This is a genomic window from Pseudomonas sp. T1.Ur, from assembly GCF_023516725.1.
Classification (GTDB): domain Bacteria; phylum Pseudomonadota; class Gammaproteobacteria; order Pseudomonadales; family Pseudomonadaceae; genus Aquipseudomonas; species Aquipseudomonas alvandae.
In genome coordinates, this window is the sequence record NZ_JAMGSN010000001.1 from 3583096 (window position 1) to 3608594 (window position 25499).

General features: G+C 57.6%; 21 protein-coding genes. 2 read left to right on the top strand and 19 right to left on the bottom strand.

Annotation, left to right across the window (positions count from 1 at the left end; translation table 11 throughout):
- Nucleotides 1-59: 59 nt before the first annotated feature.
- Nucleotides 60-2444 (bottom strand): sensor domain-containing diguanylate cyclase, encoded by a 2385-nt coding sequence (locus M8Q45_RS15805; RefSeq protein WP_249875507.1) that lies wholly within the window; start codon nucleotides 2442-2444, stop codon nucleotides 60-62.
- Between the two features lie 140 nt (nucleotides 2445-2584).
- Complete coding sequence (rlmKL, locus tag M8Q45_RS15810) at nucleotides 2585-4855, bottom strand: bifunctional 23S rRNA (guanine(2069)-N(7))-methyltransferase RlmK/23S rRNA (guanine(2445)-N(2))-methyltransferase RlmL (protein ID WP_249875508.1); 2271 nt, start codon at nucleotides 4853-4855, stop codon at nucleotides 2585-2587.
- Nucleotides 4856-5386: 531 nt separating this feature from the next.
- On the opposite strand from rlmKL, the gene rmf reads away from it, so the two are divergent.
- Complete coding sequence (rmf, locus tag M8Q45_RS15815; RefSeq protein WP_003223300.1) at nucleotides 5387-5602, top strand: ribosome modulation factor; 216 nt, start codon at nucleotides 5387-5389, stop codon at nucleotides 5600-5602.
- A 123-nt stretch (nucleotides 5603-5725) separates the two neighbouring features.
- Here rmf and M8Q45_RS15820 read toward each other — a convergent pair whose 3' ends face one another.
- Together M8Q45_RS15820 and M8Q45_RS15825 are read right to left on the bottom strand one after the other, a co-directional pair.
- On the bottom strand, nucleotides 5726-6922 hold the full coding sequence (locus M8Q45_RS15820; protein ID WP_249875509.1) for an ISL3 family transposase: 1197 nt from the start codon (nucleotides 6920-6922) through the stop codon (nucleotides 5726-5728).
- 375 nt (nucleotides 6923-7297) lie between these two features.
- Nucleotides 7298-8317: a quinone-dependent dihydroorotate dehydrogenase gene (locus M8Q45_RS15825; protein ID WP_249875510.1), complete on the bottom strand. Its 1020-nt coding sequence runs from the start codon at nucleotides 8315-8317 to the stop codon at nucleotides 7298-7300.
- Between the two features lie 216 nt (nucleotides 8318-8533).
- Here M8Q45_RS15825 and M8Q45_RS15830 point away from each other — a divergent pair, with 216 nt between their 5' ends.
- Nucleotides 8534-10036, top strand: a complete 1503-nt coding sequence (locus M8Q45_RS15830) for a hypothetical protein (RefSeq protein ID WP_249875511.1) — start codon at nucleotides 8534-8536, stop codon at nucleotides 10034-10036.
- 223 nt (nucleotides 10037-10259) lie between these two features.
- On the opposite strand, the gene M8Q45_RS15835 is transcribed toward M8Q45_RS15830, so the two are convergent.
- The 15 genes from M8Q45_RS15835 to sctE form a co-directional block, all read right to left on the bottom strand.
- Nucleotides 10260-10682 carry a hypothetical protein gene (locus M8Q45_RS15835; RefSeq protein WP_349654639.1) on the bottom strand — a complete coding sequence of 141 codons (423 nt, stop codon included), beginning with the start codon at nucleotides 10680-10682 and terminating at the stop codon, nucleotides 10260-10262.
- Nucleotides 10683-10686: 4 nt separating this feature from the next.
- On the bottom strand, nucleotides 10687-11394 hold the full coding sequence (locus M8Q45_RS15840; protein WP_249875513.1) for an oxygen-regulated invasion protein OrgB: 708 nt from the start codon (nucleotides 11392-11394) through the stop codon (nucleotides 10687-10689).
- Nucleotides 11366-11932, bottom strand: a complete 567-nt coding sequence (locus M8Q45_RS15845; protein WP_249875514.1) for an OrgA/MxiK family T3SS sorting platform protein — start codon at nucleotides 11930-11932, stop codon at nucleotides 11366-11368. The genes M8Q45_RS15840 and M8Q45_RS15845 overlap by 29 nt, the downstream gene beginning before the upstream one ends.
- Nucleotides 11919-12641 carry an EscJ/YscJ/HrcJ family type III secretion inner membrane ring protein gene (locus M8Q45_RS15850; RefSeq protein ID WP_249875515.1) on the bottom strand — a complete coding sequence of 241 codons (723 nt, stop codon included), beginning with the start codon at nucleotides 12639-12641 and terminating at the stop codon, nucleotides 11919-11921. The genes M8Q45_RS15845 and M8Q45_RS15850 overlap by 14 nt, the downstream gene beginning before the upstream one ends.
- Nucleotides 12638-12946 carry a type III secretion system inner rod subunit SctI gene (gene sctI, locus M8Q45_RS15855; RefSeq protein WP_249875516.1) on the bottom strand — a complete coding sequence of 103 codons (309 nt, stop codon included), beginning with the start codon at nucleotides 12944-12946 and terminating at the stop codon, nucleotides 12638-12640. Before sctI ends, M8Q45_RS15850 begins: the two co-directional genes overlap by 4 nt.
- Nucleotides 12947-13005: 59 nt before the next feature.
- Nucleotides 13006-13266, bottom strand: coding sequence for a type III secretion system needle filament subunit SctF (sctF, locus tag M8Q45_RS15860; RefSeq protein WP_249875517.1), 261 nt, complete (start codon nucleotides 13264-13266; stop codon nucleotides 13006-13008).
- A 3-nt stretch (nucleotides 13267-13269) separates the two neighbouring features.
- Complete coding sequence (locus M8Q45_RS15865; protein ID WP_249875518.1) at nucleotides 13270-14451, bottom strand: PrgH/EprH family type III secretion apparatus protein; 1182 nt, start codon at nucleotides 14449-14451, stop codon at nucleotides 13270-13272.
- Nucleotides 14452-14580: 129 nt separating this feature from the next.
- Nucleotides 14581-15045 (bottom strand): transglycosylase SLT domain-containing protein, encoded by a 465-nt coding sequence (locus M8Q45_RS15870; RefSeq protein WP_249875519.1) that lies wholly within the window; start codon nucleotides 15043-15045, stop codon nucleotides 14581-14583.
- Entirely contained in the window at nucleotides 15042-16301 is a 1260-nt protein-coding gene (locus M8Q45_RS15875) for a winged helix-turn-helix domain-containing protein (RefSeq protein WP_283939052.1), read from the bottom strand. Before M8Q45_RS15875 ends, M8Q45_RS15870 begins: the two co-directional genes overlap by 4 nt.
- A gap of 219 nt (nucleotides 16302-16520) precedes the next feature.
- On the bottom strand, nucleotides 16521-18434 hold the full coding sequence (locus M8Q45_RS15880; RefSeq protein WP_249875521.1) for a hypothetical protein: 1914 nt from the start codon (nucleotides 18432-18434) through the stop codon (nucleotides 16521-16523).
- A gap of 89 nt (nucleotides 18435-18523) precedes the next feature.
- Nucleotides 18524-21025 (bottom strand): hypothetical protein, encoded by a 2502-nt coding sequence (locus tag M8Q45_RS15885; protein WP_249875522.1) that lies wholly within the window; start codon nucleotides 21023-21025, stop codon nucleotides 18524-18526.
- A gap of 193 nt (nucleotides 21026-21218) precedes the next feature.
- Complete coding sequence (locus M8Q45_RS15890) at nucleotides 21219-21428, bottom strand: acyl carrier protein (protein ID WP_249875523.1); 210 nt, start codon at nucleotides 21426-21428, stop codon at nucleotides 21219-21221.
- A 70-nt stretch (nucleotides 21429-21498) separates the two neighbouring features.
- Complete coding sequence (locus M8Q45_RS15895; RefSeq protein ID WP_249875524.1) at nucleotides 21499-22605, bottom strand: IpaD/SipD/SspD family type III secretion system needle tip protein; 1107 nt, start codon at nucleotides 22603-22605, stop codon at nucleotides 21499-21501.
- Between the two features lie 13 nt (nucleotides 22606-22618).
- Nucleotides 22619-23716, bottom strand: coding sequence for an IpaC/SipC family type III secretion system effector (locus M8Q45_RS15900; protein ID WP_249875525.1), 1098 nt, complete (start codon nucleotides 23714-23716; stop codon nucleotides 22619-22621).
- 24 nt (nucleotides 23717-23740) lie between these two features.
- Complete coding sequence (gene sctE / locus M8Q45_RS15905; RefSeq protein ID WP_249875526.1) at nucleotides 23741-25498, bottom strand: type III secretion system translocon subunit SseC family protein; 1758 nt, start codon at nucleotides 25496-25498, stop codon at nucleotides 23741-23743.
- Nucleotide 25499 lies beyond the last annotated feature (1 nt).

The window sequence follows — 25499 nt, forward strand, 5'->3', positions numbered from 1 at the left end:
TGAATGACACACCGCTATCGCGAGCAAGCTCGCTCCCACATCGGCTCGAGTAAAAAAGACTATCCCAACGGCGCCTCGACCCGATCGCGCCCCGCCTGCTTGGCGGCATAGACCCCCGAGTCGGCCCGCAACAGCAGCGCATCGGCGCCTTCGCCGGGGCGAAGGCTGGCGACGCCAAAACTCGCAGTGATGACCCCCACCTCCTCGATCGGCGCCCCGCGCAGGCCGTCCCACAGTCCCACGGCCAGCGTGTAGGCGCTTTCGCCGTCGGTGTCCGGGCACAACACCACGAACTCTTCCCCGCCCAGCCGGCAGAACACATCGGTGCGTCGCAGTCGCTGGGTGATGCGCTCGCAGACCGCTTGCAACACTCGGTCGCCCATCGCGTGCCCATATTGATCGTTGATGCGTTTGAAATGATCAATGTCGAGCATGATGACTGCCATTTCCCCGGAACCGCGCTCGACCCGGGCCAACTCCGAGGTCAGCCGCTCCTGGAAATAACGCCGGTTGCGAATTCCAGTCAGGGTGTCGGTCACGGACAGCGCCCGCAGCTCTTCTTCCACACGCTTGAGATCGGAAATATCCGAAATATAACCGTGCCACAGCACCCCGCCGCCCGGCAGTTGCTCGGGCGTTGCCTCGCCGCGGACCCAGCGCAGGCCACGCAGTGGCAGTTGCACCCGATACTCTTCGCGCCATGGGCTCAGGGTATCGGCCGAAGTGCGGATCGACGCGCGAACCCGCGCGCTGTCCAAGGGATGAATCCGGGAAAAAATCGCTTCGGCGTGCCGTACCAGCACGTCCGGCTCCAATTCGTAGATATCGCGGATGCCATCGCTGGCGTAAATCACACTGAAGCTGCCGTTGAAATCCATCTTGAACTGATAGATGCCGCCGGGGACATGGGCGCTGAGTTTCTTCAACAACAGATCCCTGGCGGCCAATGCTTCGTGGACGCGCTTGCGCTCGGTGACGTCGATGCAGATCGCCAGGTGCCCGACCCAAAGCCCCTGGTCGTCCAGCACCGGCGTCGCCAGCATGTTCACCGTCAGATAGCTGCCGTCGCGGCGCACGAGCGTCCACTCCCGCGCCTGCTGGCCACCCTGCTCGCCGCCTTCCAGCAACATGGCGTGGCAGGTGGGAATCGGTTTGCCAAAGCGAGCGGCGAGCTGGGCTGCCCGCTCCTGCAGCTCGCGTGGGACATGGAGGCTTTCCAGGGTCATGCTCTGCAAGACATCGCAGCTCTGATAACCGAGCATCTGCTCGGCACCGGCATTGAAGGTCGTGATGACACCGCGCAAATCAGTGGCAATGATCGCGACCTGCGTCGCGGCGTCGAGCACGCCCCTCAACTGGCCATGGGTCCCGCGCAATTCCATTTCCCTGGCCCGCAGTTCCTGGGTCCGTTGCTCCACCAACGCCAGGGCCCGTTGCCGCTGGCTGACCAGCGTGTAGAACAAGACACTGAGCATCAGGCTGAGTAACCCGCCCAGCACCGTCAGGCTCATCACGCCGGAATGGTTGCTCGACAGGAACAAGTGGCTGGGTCGCAGCTCAACCCGGAAGTCACGATCGGCCAAGCGCAACAGCCGGGTCGCCGACAACTCGCTTTTGCCCGGGCGGTCAGGGCTCTCGTACAGCACTTCTTGATGATCGTCGCTGGACAGGTCAAGCACCCGCATCGACAGGTTGTCATGACCTGGATCCGGCAGGCCATCAGACATCAGTTGGCGCATGCTGACCGCAGCCACGACGAAACCCAACAGCTTATTTGCGGAATGCCGCACCACTGGCGCGGCCAGCATGATTCCCCTGGAAAAGATCGGATCGACGCCGACCAGGTCCAGGGGCTTGGACACCGTCATGGCGTTACGTTCGCGGGCCCGTTCCAGCGTTGCGCGGCGCGTGGGTTGGTAAAGCAGATCCAGGCCCAGCGGCGCGCCATAGGAGGGCTGGCCCTGGACGTACAGCACCGGTACGTATTCGTCCCGCTCGGGGGCCTCCCGCAGCAGGCCCGCCTCGTCCGGCTCCCGAATGGTAAACGTACCGGACACCTCGGCCCGGGCCTGGTGCTCGAATGCCTGCCGCTCGTCCCGCAGCACCCGGGGCGCCCAGGCGAAGGCCCGGGTATGGCGCAGCATGGCTTCGGTGTAGCCATGGAATTCGGTGTTGGAAACCCCATCGGAATTGGCGAAGAAACGCCTCAGGCTGTCGAGGCGTTGCACCTGGTCCTGGAAGCGCTCTTCGATGCGGCTGTAGCGCTCGTCGACTTGCAGCGCGAAACGCTGGCGCACTTGCTGATTGAACAGATTCAGCGTGCCCCAGGCCAACAAGCCGGTCAGCAAGCCCCCCGCCACCAGGACCAGTGAGGCCACCAGCCACGCTGAAGCATCTTCGCTGATAAAACCCAGGATCCTGGGATGCACCGGATGTAATGCCATACCCACAACTCAGAAAAGGACCAGGCATTTGAACGGCCCCGGTCACAGCTAAGTTATAGCTATATGCCACTATTTTAGCCAGCCCCAAAAACACCCGGAAGCCTTGAATTTCAAGGCTTGAGTGGATCCAATCAACGAGATCAGCGTGCCGTGATTTTCCATGCACGGTGAATCTTGCTGTTTCGGGCAAAGTCCGGATCGATGGTCTTCGCGGTGATTTCCTCCACCGCGTAACGCTCGGCCAGGTTCTCTTCGAGTTGGAACTTGCGGAAGTTGTTGGAGAAATACAACACGCCGCCCGGCGCCAGGCGCGCCATGGCCAGGTCCAGCAACTGGACGTGATCGCGCTGCACATCGAACACGCCTTCCATGCGCTTGGAGTTGGAGAAGGTCGGCGGATCGATGAAGATCAGGTCGTATTCATCGCGGCTGGCTTCCAGCCAGGCCATCACGTCACCCTGCTCCAGGCGGTTCTTGTCGGAAAAGCCATTGAGCGACAGGTTGCGCCGCGCCCAGTCCAGGTAGGTTTTCGACAAATCGACGCTGGTGGTGCTGCGGGCGCCGCCCTTGGCAGCGTGGACACTGGCGGTCGCGGTGTAGCAGAACAGGTTGAGGAAGCGCTTGCCGGCGGCTTCTTTCTGAATTCGCAGACGCATGGGCCGGTGATCGAGAAACAGCCCGGTGTCGAGGTAATCCGTGAGGTTGACGAGCAGCTTCACGCCGCCTTCGTTGACTTCGGTGAACTTGCCCTGGGCGCTCTGGCGCTCGTACTGCTTGGTGCCGCTCTGGCGCTCGCGGCGCTTGATGACGACACGGCTCTTGTCGACGTTCAAGGCCTGGGGAATCGCCGCCAACGCATCGAACAAGCGGGCCGAGGCCTTTTCCGGATCGATGGACTTCGGCGCGACGTACTCCTGGACGTGTACCCAATCGTGATACAGGTCGATGGCCATCGAGTATTCGGGCATGTCGGCATCGTAGACGCGATAGCAGTCCACGCCTTCACGCTTGGCCCATTTACTCAGCAACTTGAGGTTCTTTTGCAGGCGATTGGCGAACATCTGCCCGCCTTCGCTCAGGCGCGCCTGCTCGACCACGGGTGCCGGGGCCGGGGCTGGCTTGATGGGGTTGCCGTTCTTGTTGTACTGGCGCTCCTGCGGGACATCCGGGGCCTGGTCGTAGGCGGATTGCTCACGCTCGGCCTGGCGTTGTTCCGGGGTGCGACGCTCGCCCGTGACGAACTGATCCGGCAGGACCTTGATCAACAGCAGCTTGCAGGGCAAGGCGCCGTTCCAGAACGAATACTGCTTGTGGCTGCGAATGCCCATGCGCTTGCCCAGGTCCGGCGCGCCGGTGAACACCGCGGCCTCCCAGTTCAGGCAGGCCTGGCGCAGGCGCTCGCCAAGGTTCTGGTAGAGATAAAGCAGGCTGGCTTCGTCGCCCAGGCGCTCGCCATACGGCGGGTTGCAGATCACCAGGCCCTTCTGGTTCTGGTCCGGGCGCGGCTCGAAGGTCGCGACTTCGCCCTGATAGATCTTGATCCACTCGCTCAGGCCCGCGCGCTCGACGTTGTTGCGACCCGGCTGGATCAGCCGTGGATCGGCCTCGTAGCCACGGATCCACAACGGCGGCTTGGCCAGCCCGGCAGCGGCGCGTTCAGAGGCTTCTTCATGAAGCTTCTTCCACAACGCCGGCACGTGACCAAGCCAGGCGGTAAAGCCCCATTGCTGGCGACGCAGGTTCGGCGCCATGTCGGCGGCGATCATCCCCGCTTCCACCAGGAACGTGCCGACGCCACACATCGGGTCGGCCAGCGCCCCGCCTTCGGCGGCAATGCGCGGCCAACCAGCGCGGATCAGGATCGCGGCGGCGAGGTTTTCCTTCAGCGGCGCGGCGCCTTGCTGCAGGCGATAACCGCGCTGGTGCAGGCTGTGGCCCGAGAGGTCCAAGGAGAGAATCGCTTCGCCGCGGTCCAGACGCAGGTGGATGCGCAGGTCCGGGTTGAGCTTGTCGATGGAAGGACGCTCGCCCGAGGGGGTGCGCAGCTTGTCGACGATGGCATCCTTGACCTTCAAGGCGCCGAAATGGGTGTTGTCGATGCCCGAGCCGTGACCACTGAACTCCACCGCCAGGGTGCCGTCGGCAAGCATATGGTCTTGCCAATCGACATCCAGCACGCCGTGATAAAGGTCTTCGGCGTCCTTCATCGGGAAGCGCTTGAGCACCAGCAACACGCGGTTGGCCAGGCGCGACCAGAGGCAGAGCCGATAGGCCGTCTCCATGTCAGCGCTGCCGCGAACGGCCGAGGTGTGCTCGCGCGCCTCTTCAAGGCCAAGCCCGACGGCTTCCTCAAGAAGCAGGCCTTCGAGGCCCTTGGGGCAAGTGAGGAAGAGTTCAAAACGGTCGGACATGGGATTTCCAGAGCCTTGGGCTAAGTGGGCCGGGCAACGCATTGCCGGGCCGGGTTCAATCAGGTGCTTTTCTCAAGAGCACCCGCGTGGCACGAAAGTGTGCCGCTCCGTCCTCGCCGCTCAGGTCCAAAGAGCTTAGATGCGAGGACAGATAAAAAATTCTGTGCAACAAATTGTGAAAAGTCGTCCCTTTCGTCGAATAGTACCTGAGTGCAACAGGGGGACATTCTCATTCGATTCCGGCGACCGCCTTTCAGCGCAGGGCTGATCATACAGGGGTCTTGCTCAAAAGCGGGTATCGAACATGATGTTACTTATCGCACTAACATCTTTATTGTTACGTGCTTATGACAAAACGATCATTCCATCCGTGTGACGCTTTGGTTAGAACTCACCACAGGTTGACGTCGCAACGGCGTCAACACCTTGGCTCGTCACGCCGGCAACGAGCCACCAACGGCAGAATGATTCTGCCCCGGCCTCGATAGAGGTCGACGCTAAGCAACAGTCAACAAGTGAGGGCAACACCCTATGAGAAGACTTAAGCGTGATCCGTTGGAAAGAGCTTTTTTACGCGGTTACCAATATGGCGTTGGTGGTAAATCCCGTGAGCTTTGCCCCTTTACTCTACCGTCGGTACGTCAAGCCTGGATCAATGGCTGGCGGGAAGGACGCGGCGACAACTGGGACGGTATGACCGGCACTGCGGGTATCCACAGACTCAACGAACTTCACGCCGTCGGCTGACACAGGGCCTATTACTCAAGAACTCGACAATCTGACATCCAAACCGATTTAACCACGCACGTCCCATCCGGACGGCGGGCTGCGGCCCAGGGGGCTCCTTCGAGGAGCCCTTTTTAAGGTTCTTCACGGTTTTCCGGGGAAGGCGGCCTTGATTTTCAAGAAGAAATAGGCCGTGTCCCGGAAGCCATAAGCCATCCTCTTGATGACTTTTATCTTGTTGTTGACCCCTTCCAGCAGGCTTGTGTGCATGGCGAACCGAGCGCTAGCCAAGATCCCTCTCAAATATTTCCTGAGATTTTTGGCAAAGCGTATCAGAGGCTGTAATCCGCTTTGCGTCACCAGTTTCTGCCACGCTCGCCAGCGCCTCCAACCTTCCCAAACGCTGGGTGCGTACCAAATATCCTTGAGGGCATCCTTGAGCAGATAGACTGTCGACAGCGGCTGGTTGGCGGCCAGCAGCTCGTCGAGATGCACTTGCTGTTCAGCCTTGAGGTTTTCCTTGTTGCGCAACAATAGCCAGCGACTTTGCTTAACCACCTTACGGGCGGGTTTGTCATGGCGTAGAGCGTTAGCCTGATCGACCCGGATACGATCCACGACATCACGCCCATAACGAGCCACCACGTGGAAAAGGTCGTATACCACCTCGGCTTGCGGGCAATGGAGCTTCACTTCCAAGTCGAAGGCTGTGTTCATGTCCATGGCCACCGCTTCAATCTGTTGACACTGTTGGCCCAAGGCTTGGAAAAACGGGCGTATGGATTCTCGGCTATTGCCTTTACCCACCCAGAGCACACGCTTGCGGTCAGCATCCATGATCACCGTCGCATAACGGTGCCCCTTGTGCAGGGCGAACTCATCCATGACCAAGCGCTTCACGTTACCGGGATCGAAGGCTGCGACGTTGCGCTCCAGGCGCCGCTTGTCGACATCCTTGATTGACTGCCAATGGAGCCCGGTTAATTGACGCACATGAGCAATAGGTAAAATCAGCGTCAACACCTCGATCCAGTTGACCAGGCGCTGCGTCATCCGGGCGAAAGGTGCCAACCAATCAATGTGCTCATTGACCCGACCACAGTTCAGGCAATCGAGTCGTCGCATAGGTATCAGCAGCAGGACCGGTTGATCGAACAGGTCTCGGTCTCGAACTCGACGCAAGCGCCGATCATGAATCAGGGGACAGGGCTGCTGGCATCGACCGCATAACGGCATGACCGTGGCGCAGGGTTCGAGGGTCAGCTGCAAAAGTTTGGGAGCAGAGATCGAAGAGGCGATGTAATAGCCTGGAAAAAACGAAGCAAGGTCAATAGGATGCATGTCGACAGCAGGGGGCAGGAATTGGTTTGGGTGGTACCTTCCAATTTACCTAAACCCTGACTGTCAATCTTCTCTTCCCCACGAATCCGTGAAGAACCCTTTTTAATGGGCATCTCAAAGACAACACCATCCCGTGGCGAGGGAGCTTGCTCCCGCTGGGCTGTGTAGGCGCTGCCGAGCGAAGCGAGGCTGCGATCTTGATCTAGGCAATTGAATGGCAAGCGAACGATCAAAATCAAAATCAAAATCAAAATCAAAAGATCGCAGCCTCGCTTCGCTCGGCAGCTCCTACACAGCTCCTACACAGCTCCTACACGGCTCCTACAGAGTCCAGCGGGAGCAAGCTCCCTCGCCACAATGGATCAAACCTTCGGTTCACCCCAACGCCGCAATGGCATCCACGGACTCACGAATCAACGCCGGCCCCTTGTAGATGAAGCCCGAGTAAACCTGCACCAGGCTCGCCCCGGCGGTGATCTTCTCGGCGGCGTGCCGGCCTTCGGTGATCCCGCCCGCCGCAATGATCGGCAAGCGTCCCGCCAGCTCACCCGCCAAGACTTTCACGGTGTGTGTGCTCTTGTCGCGCACCGGCGCGCCAGACAAGCCGCCCGCCTCGTCGCCATGCTCCAACCCTTCGACACCTTCGCGGCCCAAGGTCGTGTTGGTGGCAATCACTGCGTCCATGCCAGTCTCGATCAGCGCCTGGGCTACCTGGACGGTTTCTTCGTCGCTCATGTCCGGGGCGATCTTGATCGCCAGTGGCACATGCCGGCCATGGGTGACCGCCAGCTCCGCACGGCGCCGGGCCAGGTCGGCCAGCAGTTGCTTGAGGGAATCACCGAATTGCAGGCTGCGCAGCCCCGGGGTGTTGGGGGAGCTGACGTTGACGGTCACGTAGCTGGCGTGGGCGTAGACCTTGTCCAGGCAGATCAGGTAGTCATCGACGGCGCGCTCCACCGGCGTGTCGAAATTCTTGCCGATGTTGATGCCCAGCACGCCCTTGTACTTCGCCGCGGCTACACGGGCCAGCAGGTGATCGACGCCCAGGTTGTTGAAGCCCATGCGGTTGATGATCGCCTCGGCTTGCGGCAGGCGGAAGAGCCGTGGCTTGGGGTTGCCCGGCTGTGGTCGCGGCGTGACGGTGCCGATTTCAACGAAACCGAAACCCAATTGGGCGAAGCCATCGATGGCCGCGCCATTCTTGTCCAGGCCCGCCGCCAACCCCACCGGATTGGGGAACTCCAGGCCCATGACCGTCACCGGCAGTTTCGCCGGCGCCTTGCACAGCCAACCGTTGAGGCCCAAACGTCCGCCCGCGCCGATCAGGTCCAGGGACAAGTCATGGGAGGTTTCCGGGGAAAGTTTGAACAACAGCTCACGGGCCAGGGTGTACATGGGTGGGTTTGACTCTGGGCGATAAAAAGTGACGGGATTATACCGAGCAGGAGCGCCAGCGGCGAGAACCGCTTTGATTCCGGGGGCACCTTTGCGTCGACGCGCCGCGGCCCTTGCCTAGGAGCGTTATTTGATAGTTGCAAGCGCAAAAAGCCTGCAAAAGATCGACGCAGTTGCAGCGCCCTCCGGTAGCCCTCCGCCACACAGGAGCAGAAAATGCCTATATCACCCACAAGCGCACATGCCACGCAATACAGTTCAAACGAGCCCGTCCGCCCCCAAAAGTCGGACACTGTCATCAATATTGAAGGAGGAGGATCACCCCACACCGTTATAGAGATGCTCGATGAAGTCATTCCTGCCGAGCAGAGAAGCCAACTCTCATCGCCAGACACAGCAACCGTACTGACGGACCTCGATGAGGAACTCAATGAAATCATTACAGCGCTAATAAATAGCGCCGACACGCGGGTTCGTGCATTCATTGACGGCATCGAATCGAAGATAAACGGCGACACCGATGGCACGCATTACAACGATGATGATTTTGTGAGCATTGACCTGAGTATGTTCGAGGGCTCAACCCATTTGTCAGATCCCGACGTATCCATACAACGTGCCCAAACCATCCTTGATCAGCTCAGTGATTTCCTAGGCAAACTGACCCGCAACGAATTCGAAGGCGATCTCGGACGCTGGGCCAGCAACCTGACCATTTCCACCCTACGCACCGGCCTGGTCACCGGCACGCTCACGGTAATCCGGCAACAGGTCGGATTCGCCATGGAAAAAACCCTCCAAACCAACGCCGCTTCGCCGCTGACCCGCAGTGTGATCGGTGCGATTGCCCAGAGCATCGGCCCATTGCTGAATATCCTCGGAGCCATCCGGGACGAGTGCAATGGAACCGCAAACGCTGAAACGCGCTTGGCGCGCTCCATCACCCTCACAATATCGGCCTTGGCCCTGACAGCCGCCATAACCGTTCCAACCGCGCTGCCAGCATTGGCGTCCTTCGGCACGCAAATGGCGTTCTACACGTTTGCCCAGGACCTGGTGAGCCTGTTCTTCCCCACGGGCGACAATGCAAAACCCAACCCCGGCGGCACGGCCGCCGCAGGCGCGCTGAACGCCGCCCTGCAGTTCCTGTCCTTCACCGGCATGAACTACACCGCACCACACTCCGGTCCCGGGTATGCAATGGCGCAGGGCAGCAAGCCCCCAACCTCCGAAGCGGAAGGCTTGGCCTTTCAACTGTCGGCTTGGGTGGAACATCGGGCCAATACCCCGTTCGATGCAAATCTGCCGCTTGAGGCCCGGGCCGGACAAATTGTCGAATCCCTGGCACCGGTATTGGAACATGACGTATTGCGGGGCGCCTACAACGCCGGAGCCGACGTTGCCGGCCAAGTGCTCATGGGCGAAGCGATGCACGCCTTACAAGCAGATGCTGCTGGAAAGGGTTTTCGGATCAACCCCATCTCTTTCCGAATACCCACTGGCGAGCAAGTGGCTAACCAACTCCTGTCCACGAATGCGATACGAACCTCCGTAGGCCAAATAATCACGGGGATCGTCATCGCGGCATCCCGATTCTTTTCGAGCCTGCCCATTCCAAAGGAAATGGTCGACCATATGGTCAATGTCACGGTCGCTTTCTTCGTGCTCGCTGTTCGTCCCGGCACGACCTACATCAACGCGCGCACCAGTGCGGCGTGAGTTTTCTGGCGATCAAAGGGCATCGGTTTTGCCTGAAATACATGAGCAACACGCTAACCGTGGCGAGGGAGCTTGCTCCCGCCGGGCTGCGCAGCAGCCCCCCAAGACAGGGCCGCTTCGCGCTGGAGCGCCAGCCCGGCCCAGCGGGAGCAAGTTCCCTCGCCACAAAGAACTAATGGTGTGCCTCACGCCTGCCTGACTGGCCGGCATCGTGTGCCTTGCGTTACCACTCACTCTTCTCCCAAGCCTCATCCCCCATCGGCTGGAACACATCGCGCATAAACCCCTTCACAAAAACATCCATCGCGAACGCCAACCCATTGGCACCGCCGACCTCCTTATAGATCTGCGACTTTTCCAACCCCTCGTCCTTCAATCGCACCAAGACTTGCAGCGTGATCGCCATCAACGCCTGGGCAGTGGGGTATGCAGCCGTTACGCCATCCGCCCCCCGCAGCGCACGGAGAAACTCATAAATCGCCTTCTCTCCCTGCCCCTCCATGGCCAGCAGCAATTGATAAAGCTGATCGAACTCAGGATCCGGGCGTTTGCTGTCAGGCGCCTGATCGCGGGCGGCCAGCAGGCGTGATTCCAGCGGTTCTATCGATGAATCCGCGGCGCGATCCAACAGGCTGGAATTCATCATGGATTCAATTTTCAAGGCAAACCTCGCCAGGGTCGGTGGGTACTGAATCGATGAAGCTCGCGCACACCTGCGCGAGCGCCTGTCTGGAGATTTGGTCCAGGACGCGTACCGTCTCCGGCAGGTTGGCGAGGCTCGCCAACAACCGGGGCGCCAGCCGTTCCCGGGTCGCCTCGACATCGAATTCCAACAGTTGATCCGCCAACCGCAGCACATAGCGATCTTGCAGGTGATATTCCAAGATCAGCTCGCCGGCCCATTGCCTACTCAGGCTTTCGCGCAGCGCAGGGCCACGCGGGCGACAATACACCGGCAGCAACAGGTGCAGTACCGTGCCTGAGTCGCCTGGCTGCCCAGCCAACCAGCGCTCCAGCATTTCATCCAGCCACTCCGGGCGGTTCAAGGCTTGCCCGAGCAGATCACCGGCGACCCGGACCAGATCGTTGCGCAATTGCAGCCCCAGCGTTTGCGACTTCAGCAAGCCGTCGGCCAGATGCTCGCTCGCCCGCAGGATGCCCTCGGCGTAGCCCTGTTGAAACGCCTGCGCATGCACCGCCTCGGCCTCACGGTGCGCTTGCTCGACACACTCCCGCGCGCGGCGCTGGGCCTCCAGCTGCAAGCGATGACGACGCCGCGCGGCAGCGATGTCTTCGCGAGCCAGGCGCACGTCTTCGCCCATGGGTAATTCAGTCAGGGTTCGGATGGAGTCGAGCATGCTGCACCGCCAGGAAGAAAAGGGTTGGAGCCGGTTGGGGAATGGGCCATTGCTGGTGCAAACGAACCACCGGCTCGGAAAACTGCAAATCGAGGCGTTCGAGCAAAAGATGAGAGACCTGATCGCGCCAGCCCCACAACGCGTTGAGACCGGCCGCTTCGACCTGCGCCATCGAAACCGACGCGCACTCGATCGGCAGGCCACCTCGCGGGCCCAGGTCGAAGCTGGCAAACCGCCGGACCGACCCGGGCAGACCCAGCAGCGCTGCGCCTCGCGCCAGATCGGGCATCAAGCGATAAGCCCCCATCAACACGGCGATATAGGGCAATTGCCGCCAATAACGAACCCATTGTTTCGTCACACCGGTCAACGGCACGGAAGGCCACGGCCCTTGCAGTCCTAATCCTTCGAGCAGCATGCGGTTGAGCACCGTACGGGCTTCGACGCCTTCGAATCCGGCCGGTACGACCAGACGCCGGGGATGTAGATACCCCAAAGGTTCGGCGAGAATGTGCGCCAGGCACTCAAGCTGCGGCATCGCGCCGCCCTGCATTTGCCCGGCAATAGACCCAAGCGCCACCACCGGCCAACAGCACCGCACTGGTCGCTGCCAACCACCACGGCCACGGCAAGCGCCCCGTCGTGGCGACGACCGACGGCGCGACATGCTGGATCGGGGAACGTTTGGACAGCACCACCGAGACGTTTTCATACTCCACGGTCGCGAAACTGTTCTTGAGGAAACGCTTGATATCGGCGATCAGCAGCTGCGGCTCGACATCGCGCTCATGCAACACCACCGCCGCGAGATGGATAGGCGGCGACTTGCGCCCGCCCTCGCCGGCATCCAGGTCGTAACTGACATGGACCCGCGCCGACACGACGCCTTCGAGCACACTCAGCGACTGTTCGATGCGCTGCTCCAGCGCTGAATACAAACGGGCCTTTTCAGCACGGGGCGAGGCCACCAGGGAATCGGATGGAAACATCTCGGCCACTTGCAGGCGTGGCCGGGAGGGCAATGAATAGAGATTGAGCAGATCGACGGCAGCGGAAAAATCGTGGGCGTCGATTTTCACCGCATAGCCGGTTTTGCCAGTGTCGACTTTCACCGCCGCGATGTTGTTGCGTTGCAGCACCGACAGCACTTCATTGGCCTGTTGCTGATCCAACCCTTCCAGCAGGTTCGGCTGGCGGCACCCCGCCAGCGCCAGGCACAACAGCAGCAACAACACGCCCGGCTTCATGATGCACGCAACAAGGTTTCTGCCGTGCCCACGGCTTTGCGCACCAGCACGTTGAGCAAGTTGATGTCCACGTTGTATTGCCCGGTCAGCTCCTGCAATTGGGCCAATACTTCAGGATCGGTGATATCCGGGCGTTGCAGCAACCGATTGATCGCTGAAACGTCTTGCTGGCTATCGACTGCCGAACCGGCAAACGCCTCGATCAATCGCGATTCAAGTGAAACGACCGGGCCTTCCTGCGGGCCACGCAGTTCAATGAAGGCAGACCGCTGGATAAGCGACAGGTCAAGACTCTGGATGGACATACGTTGCACTCATGAAAATGGCCATCGTCATGAGCGATGGCCAGTCGAAAGGGAAAGCGTCAGCGCGCCGCCTGGATGATTGCCATGTCGATGTCTTTGAAGCCCTTGATCGTGTTGGTCTGGGCGTTGCGGAACACCGTGTAGGAGGAAAACGCGGTCTGATAGGCCGCCAGCAGTGAGGGGTCAGAGGCATCTCCTTGCAGCTTTTTAAGCGCATCGTCCAAAGCCTCTTTGAGTTTCTTCGCCCCCTCCTCGAACGCGGCGGCTTGATCGCCGAGAAAGTCGTCGGGAAATATGATGGGTAAACCGATACCAGGCATTGATCACCTACTGTCTCTGTTGGAAAAAAGCCAGGACGAAGGACTCGTCTTGACGTAGCCCTGCGGGCCGGTTTGAAACGACTTGCCCTTGAGCGCGTCGTCCCTGAGCTCGACAGTGAAGTGCACGTAGCGATCACCCCACTGCCGGTAAAAATCGTCGACGTACTGGCGCGCAGCGGCCAGCTCGGCGTCCTGCAGATCCCCCCCGATGGCGAACGAGACCCCGTCTGTGTGTTCGACCCGATTGAAGGTCAATGCCAGGCGCTGCAAACCGCCCTGTGCAAGATCAGCGAGCAGCGCGTCGTCCTGCATCTGCACCACCACGTCGCGGGCATAAGGTGCTGCCGCGAGCAGCGTATCGAGCAGCTTGGCCTGCTTGTCGGGCGTGAGCAGGTTGCGCTGCGCGCTGAGCAACAGTCGCGGCTGCGAAGGGTCTTTGAGGTCGAGAAAATGCCAGGCCAATTGCGAATCGTGGTCCAGCAGCACTTGCTCCAAACGGCGCCGTTCCTGATCCGGCAGCAGGACCTTGCCGTGCAGGCTGGCCTGGCGCGTCAGCACTTGTCGGCTCCAACCGGCATCGCGTTCCGAAGCCACGAAGACATAAACCCCCTCGTCACGACCGCGCAGCACCTGGACCGGCGCACTGGCGCCCGCGATCAGGGCCCGAATATCGGTTTCAGGCGCCGGCCCCGGCATCGAGCCGATACTGACCGCCGCGACCAACGCCCCCAGCGCCAGGGCACCGCCGCCCCATCGGGCCCAACGGGCGTCAGGCCATCTGAGGAAAGCGACGCCATCGCGCGGGCTGTCGTGTGCCTGGCCGAGACATGCAGGCACCCAGGATTGACCTTCAGGACGCAAGGCAATGTGCAGCCCACCGATCTGCACCCTGGCCTGGAAGGCGCAGTGACGCACTTCGACCGAATCGCCGAGCACGCGCACCGGCACACCGTCCGGCGTGGCCTGATCGACCAGCACCTCGAAATTGCAGCCGCCTTCCTCCAGGGGAATGAAAATGGCATCCGCCGGAACGCTGGCAGCACGAGCGCCCCCCCCCAACACCTCCACGGCCCCGACGACGATTAGGGTCGTGCCCTCGCCAAGCGGGAATTCGCAGCCCTGCAACGGACCGTTGAGGATCCGCAGAACGCAGGGCTGTAATGTGGGGGTCGTCGGGACTGTCACCGCCCAAACTCCAGTAAGGTCGAATGAGCAGGGAGGTTAGTAAAGGCGATCGCAGGATTCCTGATCCGATTCTGTCGATTGCGGGCTGCTAAAGATCAGAATCCTGCGCGGGGCCCGCCCGTGCGGCCGTCAGTCCCCGGCCTGGGTGATCACTTGGTAACGTTGCCAAACTTTGCGCGCATAACGCAGCCGCGCCGCTTGGCGATCCGGGGCATTGCCGGCGTTGTAGGCGCCGACCGCCGTCCAGTTGTACCCGTAACGGGCGATAAACCCGGCCAGCACCGAGGCGCCGACCTCTACCGACAGACAAGGCTCATCCAGCAGGCGTTGCTCGGTGATGCCCTCGGCACCCAAACGCGTTAGATGAATGCTGTTGATCTGCATCAGCCCGATATCGCGAGTGCCGTTGCGGTTGTGGTTGATCGCGTCCGAGCGCAGGCCTGATTCGACTTCGGCAATCGCTTGGAGCAGTTCGGGTTCAATGGCGTGCAGTTGCCCCGCCCTGCTCCAACACCAGGCCTGCGCCTGGGGCGTGCCAAGGCCCAGGCCAACGCACACCGGCAGGCATAACCAGGTTTTGCGACGCCGCTTCATGCCAGGCGCCTCTCGCCGATCCAAGTCAACTGCTCATGAATGCGTACCCGCAGGATCTGCGCCCGGACACAGTCCGGATCATGCTTCAGGCACTGCTCGATCACCTGCGCCGCCTGCTCGTTGCGCCGCCAGAACCAATGATGCCAGGCATGAAAGTACAACACGTCCGCCGGATCGGCAGACAACAGGCACTGCCGGAACAACACTTGGGCTGCCTGCTCGCAACCGCGCAAACTGGTGAGCAACGCCAGGCGCGTCAACGCCGGGATGTTTCCGGGGTCCAGCGCCAACGCACGGGAGACCGCCAAATGCGCCTCGTCGATCGCGCGTGCAGCGTCACCCAACCCCATCATTGCCCGCCCCAGCCACACATCCGCCAAGCCACACCAGGGCGGCGCGTACCCGGCATCGAGTTTCAAGCATTGCCTGAACAGCACGAGGGCATCGCCGAGGCTTTGCACCGTGTGCTGCTGCACGCTGCACAACCCATTGAGATACGCCACCGCCACCGGATAAGACCCGCAGCGATCACCAACGGGACGCAACCCGGGTACGCGCTGGGCAACCAGTCCCGTCAACACACCCAGCGCCTCCCCTGGATCCCAGGCATCCAGCGTCTGCCCATGCAGCAGAGACTGATCGCGACCACGAATCAGCTCGACTGACCAGTGTCGCAACCCGCCCGCGCCGATAAAACGCCCGCTCACGCAATAATCCGCCGACAACCTCCCCGCCAACGACCGCGAATCGTCCGATACACCGCTGGCCGCGATCAGCCCCGAGGGAATAACATGCAACGCCTCGCCAAACGCCGTGGTCAGTTGGCGAATCATCAGGTCTTGCAGATCCAGCGCGGCGATCTCGTCCAGATTGCGCAATGGCAACACCGCCAACGACGGCGCTACCGCCCTCGCCTGGCTCGGCACGTCGAGCTCGACCACGGAACCGGTGAACCGATAACCCTGGCCATACACCGTGGCGATGTAGTCCTTGCTCTCCTTGAACAGCTTGCGCAAGGCATAGATACAACGGGTCAACGACTCCTCCGCCGCATCCATCCGCGGCCAGACATGGTCCAGCAGATAGTCCTTGCTCACGACCGTACCCGCCGACCTCAACAACAGGCGCAGCACGTGCAGCTCTTTGGGGGGAACATGAACTCCTTGTCCATCTCGCATCAGCGTTCCATCGCTTTGCAACAGCCAGTGGTCAAAAACGAATGACTTGGCCGGGGTTTGATCAGTTGCACTGTCCATACGTTGAGACTTCCCTATAGAAAGTTACTGAAGCGCGATTGAGCCTGTGGCAAGCACAGGCTCGGGATGGCGAGCTGCGTGACTATAGGAAGATGCGTGGGGGGATTCCGTAGGATATTAAACTTGTTATCGTAGGAAATTACGTCATACGTTGTGAGCAGCAAACGGCACAACAACGCCGTCCAGCACACCCATGAAAAATATCGTCAATCGATCAAACTATACCGACACCGCTCTTCTAAGCACCTGATAGTTTAGTTCCGACCTGGCCAACTCTTTATTGAACCGCAAAATAACTCTCTCAATAACGCATGCGGCCACATTGTAAGACTCATCACTTGGGTGCGAATCAATCCAGCCACTGTCTTTAAATTTCAACATCAACTCATCCAGGCTCATTCGCTCGCCCTCAAATTCAACCGGGGTATTACGCTCCGCCTCAAAAAGCCTTTTCAGTGTTTGAACACGGCCTTCACTCCAGTAAGTATTGGGCACATCTGAGGGACCTTTCAGCTCTTTCTTGACTATCCTTTCGCTCAACAGAACTGTGTTTTCTTTATCCTTAATCAAGCCCAACTCTAGCCCCATCAACATGTCCTCCCCCCCCGCCACCATGTAAGGTGGATAAATTCCATCGTCCCATTTCGCACGGAAAGGTGCTTGGATAGATACGAATTGCTGAGCGGGCGAATTTAGATCGGACCGTTCCGGAGCACTCACCTCCGAAAAAGGCAACGGGGGCGGCTGGCGAGTAGGGTAACCGACACCATAGCCCACAATCGGTTTTTGGGTTAGCTGGTGCAACTGCTCAACTCTTTTCTCCACCAATGGGCTTGTGTGTCGGGTCTGTTCAGTTTTAACAACATCCTGATCGACCATAACAACTCGTCCCGGCCGATACGGTAATGTGTCGGCAAAGGCCAAGGCAGACGCTCGCGCAGCACCAAACCCTGTTAGCTGTCCACCGTCCCACCCTACAAGGTGCAAATTAGGATACTGTTGAAGCGTTTCCTTCATCGCAGAAGCATAGGAGGGATAATCCATTTTATGCACCAGCAAATAAACCGGCTCAGGACGATTAAAATTACTCTTCATGTTTTTTGGATGCCATGCCAAACTGTAATCTTTACCAAGTTCCGCCACCAGCTTATTTGCACTACCGCCACTTATTACAATTGTCGGAACCGTTCCCGTGTGTAGATGAGGCTCATGTAACTGAGACCCTCTAAGAAAAGAAAACCAGCTGCCGTTACTCGGCACCGCCCTCTCCATGGACAGCTCCCGGCACGTATTGATTCGATTATCCAGTATCGCCTGCATACTCTTCATGGTGTTCAAATCCGGCTTTTCACCGACTGTCACTGGGGAATACTTACACGCCATCCTTGTTTTCGGATCCACCCAATCGGGATTACGCGCGATGTTGACAGCAGCATTTTCTACCACATTAATCGATTCATTAACTACGCTCTCAACGTTCGACGCACATCGCAGCCCGCCCTCCAACATCGCACCTATAACCAATCGCCGTTCAGCAATAGCCTCAGCCAGCTCACTTCGAAATTCAGCAGCTTGTTTTTCGCTTATATTTCCTACAGAAACGCCCATTTTAATGGCAAGCATCAGTTTAAAAAAAGATTCTTCCCCCGACGACTTCAGCTCCTCCCCGTCGCGCCTGGCCAAATACTCGCCTTTCCCATCGTGACTTATTTCAATAGTCCGCATTGACTCATCACTGGAAAAAACATCAAAGTCTATCCAACCTTTCTCCACACCATGGACAAATGCTGTATGGGGCCCTTCGCAAGCGTCGTGCTTCCAGGCCAAAGCGACGTCGCTTGGCCAACCCTCACTATTGACAAGTGCCAAACTTATAACTTCCAGCGATTTACCATTCAGTACGGGAGACGAGTTTTCCTTCAACGCCTCGGTAACTGCGCTTACTCGATTGAGTATCGATGGGGATCGGTCACGCATGAAGACAGTAGAATCTATCTCCTTGTCCCCCGCAGACCTGCTTTTTTCGGCTTGTGATAACGTCACATGATTGAACGCGTGCAAGTTTGGAAGCGAATGACTTCTAAGAAGCATAATATTTTCTCTTATATCAAAAAAAAACATCAACGACGACATCAGAAAGTGACTTCCAGATCAACGCCAATAGCATGTATTTCGTTTAAGTAATTACACCTCTGGCGTAGATCCATAGCCCACCAACCACTTTACAACTTAGAATTTGAGCTAAATAGCTCTACCATAAGATCTGTTGCTGCACCACTTCCAAACAAGTGACCCGCATCCCGCTGCGATGAAAGAAGTACGCCTTCTTGACGGATATTTTGCCCCGTATAAACAAGAATACCTTCAAGAACCTCTACTGCACTATGATAACCAAGCCCAACAAGTAAGGCGCCAGCACCGGCAGCACGAGCATATCGTTGACTTTGCTCATTAGCTGTCAGGTCATCCATGAATTTACGACGCATATCATCTGTCGACAGCGTTGAGCTCAAAGGAAAAAATTTGGAAAACTGATCCTTACCTTTTTCACCGCGTAGTAAGTCCCACACCAATAGTATTTCACCGGGCGACGCCGACATATGCCCTACAAATGGCTCCTCTGCCTCTTGAAGCCGAGTCCTTTTAATATCAAATTTCGTCCAACGACTCTCGGGAATCCGATGCTCAGTCGAAACACCTAACAACTCATCCGCTTCAACTCCTTTATTGTGGATCCCAGCCCACAAAGGTATTTCGCTTATGCTTTCAAACTGCCTGACCTTCCGCTCAATTCTTTTATCAGGACCCACAGACGCTGAGCCACTTATTTTTTTGACATGTTCGATCTCCTGCGAAGTAGGCACCTCTAAATCAAGTCTTACAAACCCATCATTCAACTCCAGCATAAGCTGTTCACTTACATTAGCCGGCGTGGTATAAAACCCACCGATATCTCCCATAAGCGACATCACCGCTGCGCGATCCACCGCACTTGCCACTTCCGTATCCGACGATGAGGTTGCGCTCACTCTTTTTACAGCAGCCAGAACCTCTGCCACCCCGCCCCCGTCCAATAATCGACCCTCACCTAACAGATGTGCACACAACTCTTTTTGACTTTCGCCGCTTAAATTATCAACGACCTTATATAACACACTGGCAGCGGAGCCTAGTTCACTTATTAGAACATCACCCGGTTTATACAACACCCGACGACTTTCCATGGTTTGGCTTAATGCCAGATCGGCAGTCTTAGCGACCCTTGCAGATTGAATTGCCGGATCGCCATAAACCAATTGAGAGTGAACCGAGCGCTGATTTTGCAGTACCCGATCAAAAAGTTTGGTTGCTTGATAGGCTTTCTTAAATGACTCCAGATCCTTATAAAGCATTTGGCCAACCTCACCCCATTCCTGCCCTTCAAACGTACTTATAAAAGCACCTTTCACCCAAGTTTGCTTGAATGAAGATTGAATTTCAAAAAGGCTATGTCCTCCATCGACATAAACATAGAGACCCGAGATCGCCGAAAAATAGTCATCCAAGACATCAACCATCGCTGATGAAGCCAAAAAATTTCCTTCTACGTCTTCAGCATCGAGCCTAGCCTTTAAATACAGCATTGCTCGAATCTCTATGAGCATGGAACCCGATAAGCCATTTACAAATGGACTATTCCCACTCAAAAAATTATAAGACAACCAGCTATCTGGATCCCTATCTACCTTCCCGCCAGGATCTGCCATATTCAAACGGTCAGGACAACGCGTGTACAGCTCGGGACTGATACCAGGCTGCTTTTCAGGTACGGTTGAAAACCTCAGGTCGACAGGTGACTTATCCATACTTCGAAGTATTCCGACATTCATACTGTCTGCGTGATAAAAATCGCCATCCAATCGCCCCCGCTTAAAATACAACGGATTTGACTTGGACTTTATTATACCCTCCGGATGTTCTTCCTTATAAACATCCGTTTCATCGATCATATAATTGAGATATCGTCTTTGATAAAGATCTACGAGCAATTTTTTTCCATCAGCATCCAAGTCCAAGCTATCTACTGCCTCTCTAGCCCGGTCATTCTGGGTTACTAACTGCTGAAGCCGCTGATCATCTCCAGTGTAGGTACCATTACAGGCAGCCTCCCAATTCGCGATTTTATCAACAAGAATACAACTCTTATAAAAAGAAACTATTCCATCCGACAGCTTTCTTACAGCAGCCATTTTTTCGCTATTGCCAGCCATTCCTGTTAACAGCTCTTTGGAGAACAACGTATCGAACAACCTTCTCTGATTGTCGTTATTTACGTCAAACTTCTCATCAACACTTAGCTTCGTATAGCGAGGATCAATATTAAGTATTGCCCGACGCAACCCATCATCCTCATTCGAGAAAACAGCATTCTTCTCCAATCGCTGGAACGGTGTATCTTCTTGCCTTAACATTTTTTGGAAAGGCGTTGATGCTTCAGGTCTTTGGAGGCGAGTTCTATCGGGGTAAGCTAAAGCTCCCTCCTTCACAACCCCATCAAATCGCTTGTAGAGAATATTGACATTTTTTACCTCACCATCGAAAGGCTTCCCTCCTAATAACGAGCCGGTAAACTCTCCACCCTTATAAGGAAAAGCCTCGACCATTACAGAGTTATTGATTTTAACTAATTCACTTCCAATTTTACTACCAGGCAAGCCTTCCGAAATTACACCGGGCGGCGCCATATTGGAAACTGACGTTCCCTCAGACCTCACTAACATGTTAGAGACCTCTAATACTTTTACAACGCACCCATCACTAGCAAATGCAATGACACCCAATTAGCTTTCAGAAAAAACAACCGCGCCGACGTTGCCAATGACTGCTCACCGATAAAATGCAAAGCTTTACATAACTAAGAACCACACCAACTTTAAGTTAAATTCGGCAAGCATTGCAGTCTGCGACGGAGTTAACAATATCAGCCATAGACCTCCAGGTCGCCACTTGCTCCGAAGAAAGCTCAACATTGAACACATCGTCCATCATCATGGCGATTTCAATTATATCCACCGAATCAAATTTTAAATCCTCTACCAGCCTAGAACTACTATTGACATCTCGCGACGGGATAGAAAACCCACTCACGATGGACTCCTTCACAGTAAACTCTATATATAATCTAGATTCATACCTATCCACTTATTCAGCCTCACAATCAAAAATTCAACATCGCCCTCAACATATCCGCAAACTGATTCAAATGCGCCGACAACGTCTTATTGAAATTGTCATGATAAGAATTGGCATTCGAATACTTCTGCGTAAACGACTGCAGCATGTTCTTCATGCGTTCCTCCTGGGCGTTGAAGCCGGTTTGCCAGGCGTTGAATTTGGCGGTATCCCAGGTCACCGTGCCGCCGCCCGACGGCAGACTGCTTTTCATCGTTGTCAGTGGCCCGGTGTCGATGACGACACACCAAGGACCGTTCGGGGCGGGATTCTGCTTGAGGCAACTCGCAGGTAGGCCCAGTGCCTTGAGCCAGTTTTCCGCCTCTTCCTGAGTGGCACCTGTTTCAGGTGGTTTTGGAAAGAGGATGGCAGCGGCGTTGGGTAGGGAATATTTCGCGATCAGTCTATCCAATGCATTGCGCAACGCGCCCACATTCAACTTGACCTCCTTGCCGTCGTTCGCACCTTCGATCCAATCCTTCATCATCGCGGTGATTTCGCTGTTGAAGTCGGAAAAGAAGTCCGAATATGCCGCAATGATGTGCTCGTAGCCCGCGAGGTAGCCGTTCTTGATCAGGTCGATCAGTTCGAGCAGTTTGTCGAAGAAGTCGTTCGAGGCGTTGATCGTCGCATCCACAGTCTCCGCGATCTCACGGGGCTGCTTCTCTTCCAGGTGTTCCTGAAGGGCACGAAGGATTTTGATGTGTTCATCATTCAACTGCTGGTGCTGGCTTTCATCCAAGCGCCCTGTCTTCTGGCTGTGGGTCATCACGGCACCGCACTGGCGCACCTGCACTGCCCACATTTGCGCTCGGTCACGTTTGGCGTGGATCTGTTCGACGAACTCCGCGATGAGGTGTTGTGCTGTGGTCTCGGCGGTCGCGCCTTCCAGAGGCTTGGCGATGATTGACGGATACCTGAGCAAATGACCCAGGCTGCGATTCATTGCGTTCATGGACCGATCGAGTAGATCCGTCAGGGAACTAACCGTTTGAATCTTAGCAGGTACGTCCACAGGCGACGCGGTATCGGTGGTGGCCTCTACGTTCGGCAGCAATACGATAGGCGAACGAATCGATTGGGTAATTTCCATAGAGCTCTCTCCTTCACGCCGTCACGGCACGGATAACATCACTGCGCGATTGAAACAGCTGCATCACCATCTCCATCAGTTTTTGCAACAACGCCGCCTCGGCCGCGTCCTTCTGGCCGACCTCATCACTCAGGCTCTTCTGGCTGTTCTGCGCGCTTTGCATCAGCACTTCTTCTTCCCGGGCGGCGTGCTCGTTCATGCGCACGATGTTCGCCACCACCTGGCTCATGCTCATCAACATGGCGTTGAGCGCGCGGCCAATTTCCAGTTTCTTTTCGATGCCTTTGCTGCCCATCTGGCTCAACCAGTCGGAGGTTTGGCCGACCTTCTGGGCCTTGAGGATTTCCCCGTCGAACCAGGCCTGCTCCTGGTTCGTCAGTGTCGAGCCCTTGGGTTTGAAGTCGACGGTGACCGGGCGGCCGAAATCATCGAGGGTCTTGATCTTGTAAGTGGTGTCCGGGCTCCACTCATTGCGATTGCGCTCCAGCTTGAGGTCGCGTTCGAGGTTGCTCGCGTCCATGGCGTTGCGGCGGTGCAGGTCGATGTCGGCATGCTTCATTGCCTGGCCCTGGAAGGTCTTGACCATGGCGAACCCGGCGATGGCGCCGGACACCACCGCGGCGGTAATGGCGCTGTTCAGCGCCGCCTTGCCGGACTCGATAATGGCCGCGCCTTGGGACTTCACCGCCTCGGAGGCCATGACACTGAAGTGGCCACGCAGTTGCGCGTTGGAGACCCGCGCGATGTTCAGGGCGATGATCGCGGCCACCAGCACGTTGGCGTGTTTTTCCCAGGCGCCCGGGTCGAAAACCAGATCGTTACGCACATCATCGCCGACCATGGACATGGCTTCAGAGAAGTCCTCCCGATCCGCTTCGGTGGGCTGATAGGCATTGATCCGGCTTTCCAGCTCCGCAGCAGGAAGGGCTCCGAAGGGGCTGTTCTGGAGTATCTGCTTTGCAGCGATCCGATCGAGGATCGACGTCCCCTCAAGGGATTTGCGCTTTGAAAGTTGCTCTTGGGCAATCAACTCGCCCAGCCCGGCGTCATTGATCCGGTCAGGGTCAATGACAGGGGATGCGATTGTGGTTGGAGCGTGAATAGTGGTCATCGTGGATACCTGTTGTCTGTGATTTCAAACATGCCGAACCATTTGCAGGCTGACGGAATGGCTGCGTTGCATATCGGCAAACAAATGCTCGATCTGGCGGGTTCGCTCTTGCATCGCCTGGCCATAGTTGGCGACCACCTGGGTCAGGTACGCGCTGATTTCTTCGCTGATGGCCATGCGTACCCGCACGTCGGCCAGGTGCACGGCGGCCTGGGCCTGGTGCTGGCCGCTCTTGATCTGCAGCCCGCCCTGCACCGCGACATTGCCGAACTCGGTGACGGCCTGGGCGATCTCCAGGTTGGCGGCGTAACGCGCCAGCAAAACCGGATCGGCGCCGTTGGTGATGAAACCGCGCAATTGGGTGAGCATCTGGGTCAGGGTGTTGCCGACCGAGGTTGCCACTTGTTTCATCGCTTGCATGGCGGCGGGCGTGGCCTGGGCGACCACCGAGGCCAGTTTCGAGGCAACGGCGCTGACCATCGGCCCGATCACCAGCACCCCGACAACGACCGCCAGTGCGACGGCGATCAGGGTCGAAACGATGCCTTGGATCATCCCGGCGATCTGCGCGATCTCCTTGGCCTTGTCCTCATCGACGCCCAGGCCGATCAGCATCTTGGTGTAGATCTCAGTGAACAGCTTGATGGCTTCTTGCATGACGATGGCCAGCGGCTTCATGGCTTCGGCCATGAACGACACGCCGGTCTTGTCCTGGATCACCGAGTCGGCAATCATCACCGCCGCGCCGACCACGGCCACGGCGATGAGCACCGGGTTGAAGCTCAAGACACTGGCGACGATCAAGATCGCCCCGACGATCTTGCCGATGCAGCCCATGGTCTTTTGCAGCGCCTCGGCCTTGCGCACTTCCTCCAGGTATTTTTCCGACTCGCGCTGCATGTGCGCCTGGAGCCTGGCTTGCAGTTCCTGGAACAGTTCCTGGTTGAGTTCCTCCTTGTTCTGCGCCGACTCGCCGAGCAGTTCGATGATTTTCAAGCGGTTCAATAGCGCCAGTGCGCTGCTGCTGAGGGCCTTTTCATCGGTGGGCTTGGGGGTCGAGCTGTTGTCGCTGAACGCCACCACTTTCGCGAATACCGTGCCCACAGCCTTGGCACAGGCATTGGCCACTTCGATCAGTTTCAGATGCGCATCGGTCGCCACATTGAAGGCTTGGGTATGGTTCGCCACTTCGCCTTTGAGCTGCTCACGACGTGCCAACTCCTGTGCATACTCAGGTGATTCTGGATCCAGCTGCGCCAGCCGCGCCTCGCTTTCATCCAGCAATCCCTGGAAGTGCAAGACCCGATCGCGCAGTTTTTCCAGGTGGGCCTGGCTGCTGCCGACATTGTCCTCGGCGGCCTCCATTGCCGCGACGGCAGCGGTGTATTCAGCCGACAAGTTCTCATGGGCCTGTTGCCTGGCGCCGGCCATGCCGTGCAGCATGGCCAGGCGATTTTTCAACTTCTTGACGTCGACCTCGCCGATCAGCTCGCTGATCATCGCCATCAACAACGTGAACAGATCGCCGTCGGTTTCCTGTTTGTTGCCATCCGCCCGCGGTGGTGGTGGGTGCAACGCGGGTCTGCCTGTATGCGTGGTGGGCGCGCTGTCGCGGCCTTCGTATTTCACCGACATCAGGTCCGCCATCGCTTTCTGGCCGGCCTCTTGGAAATCCGCAGTCCTCGCGGCCTTGCTGGCTGCCGCGCCGTATTTCTCGAAGGCCTCGCTGCGGCTCATTGCGCCGTGAAGCGCCGGGTTGAAAGCAGTCCTTATCTCACTCATG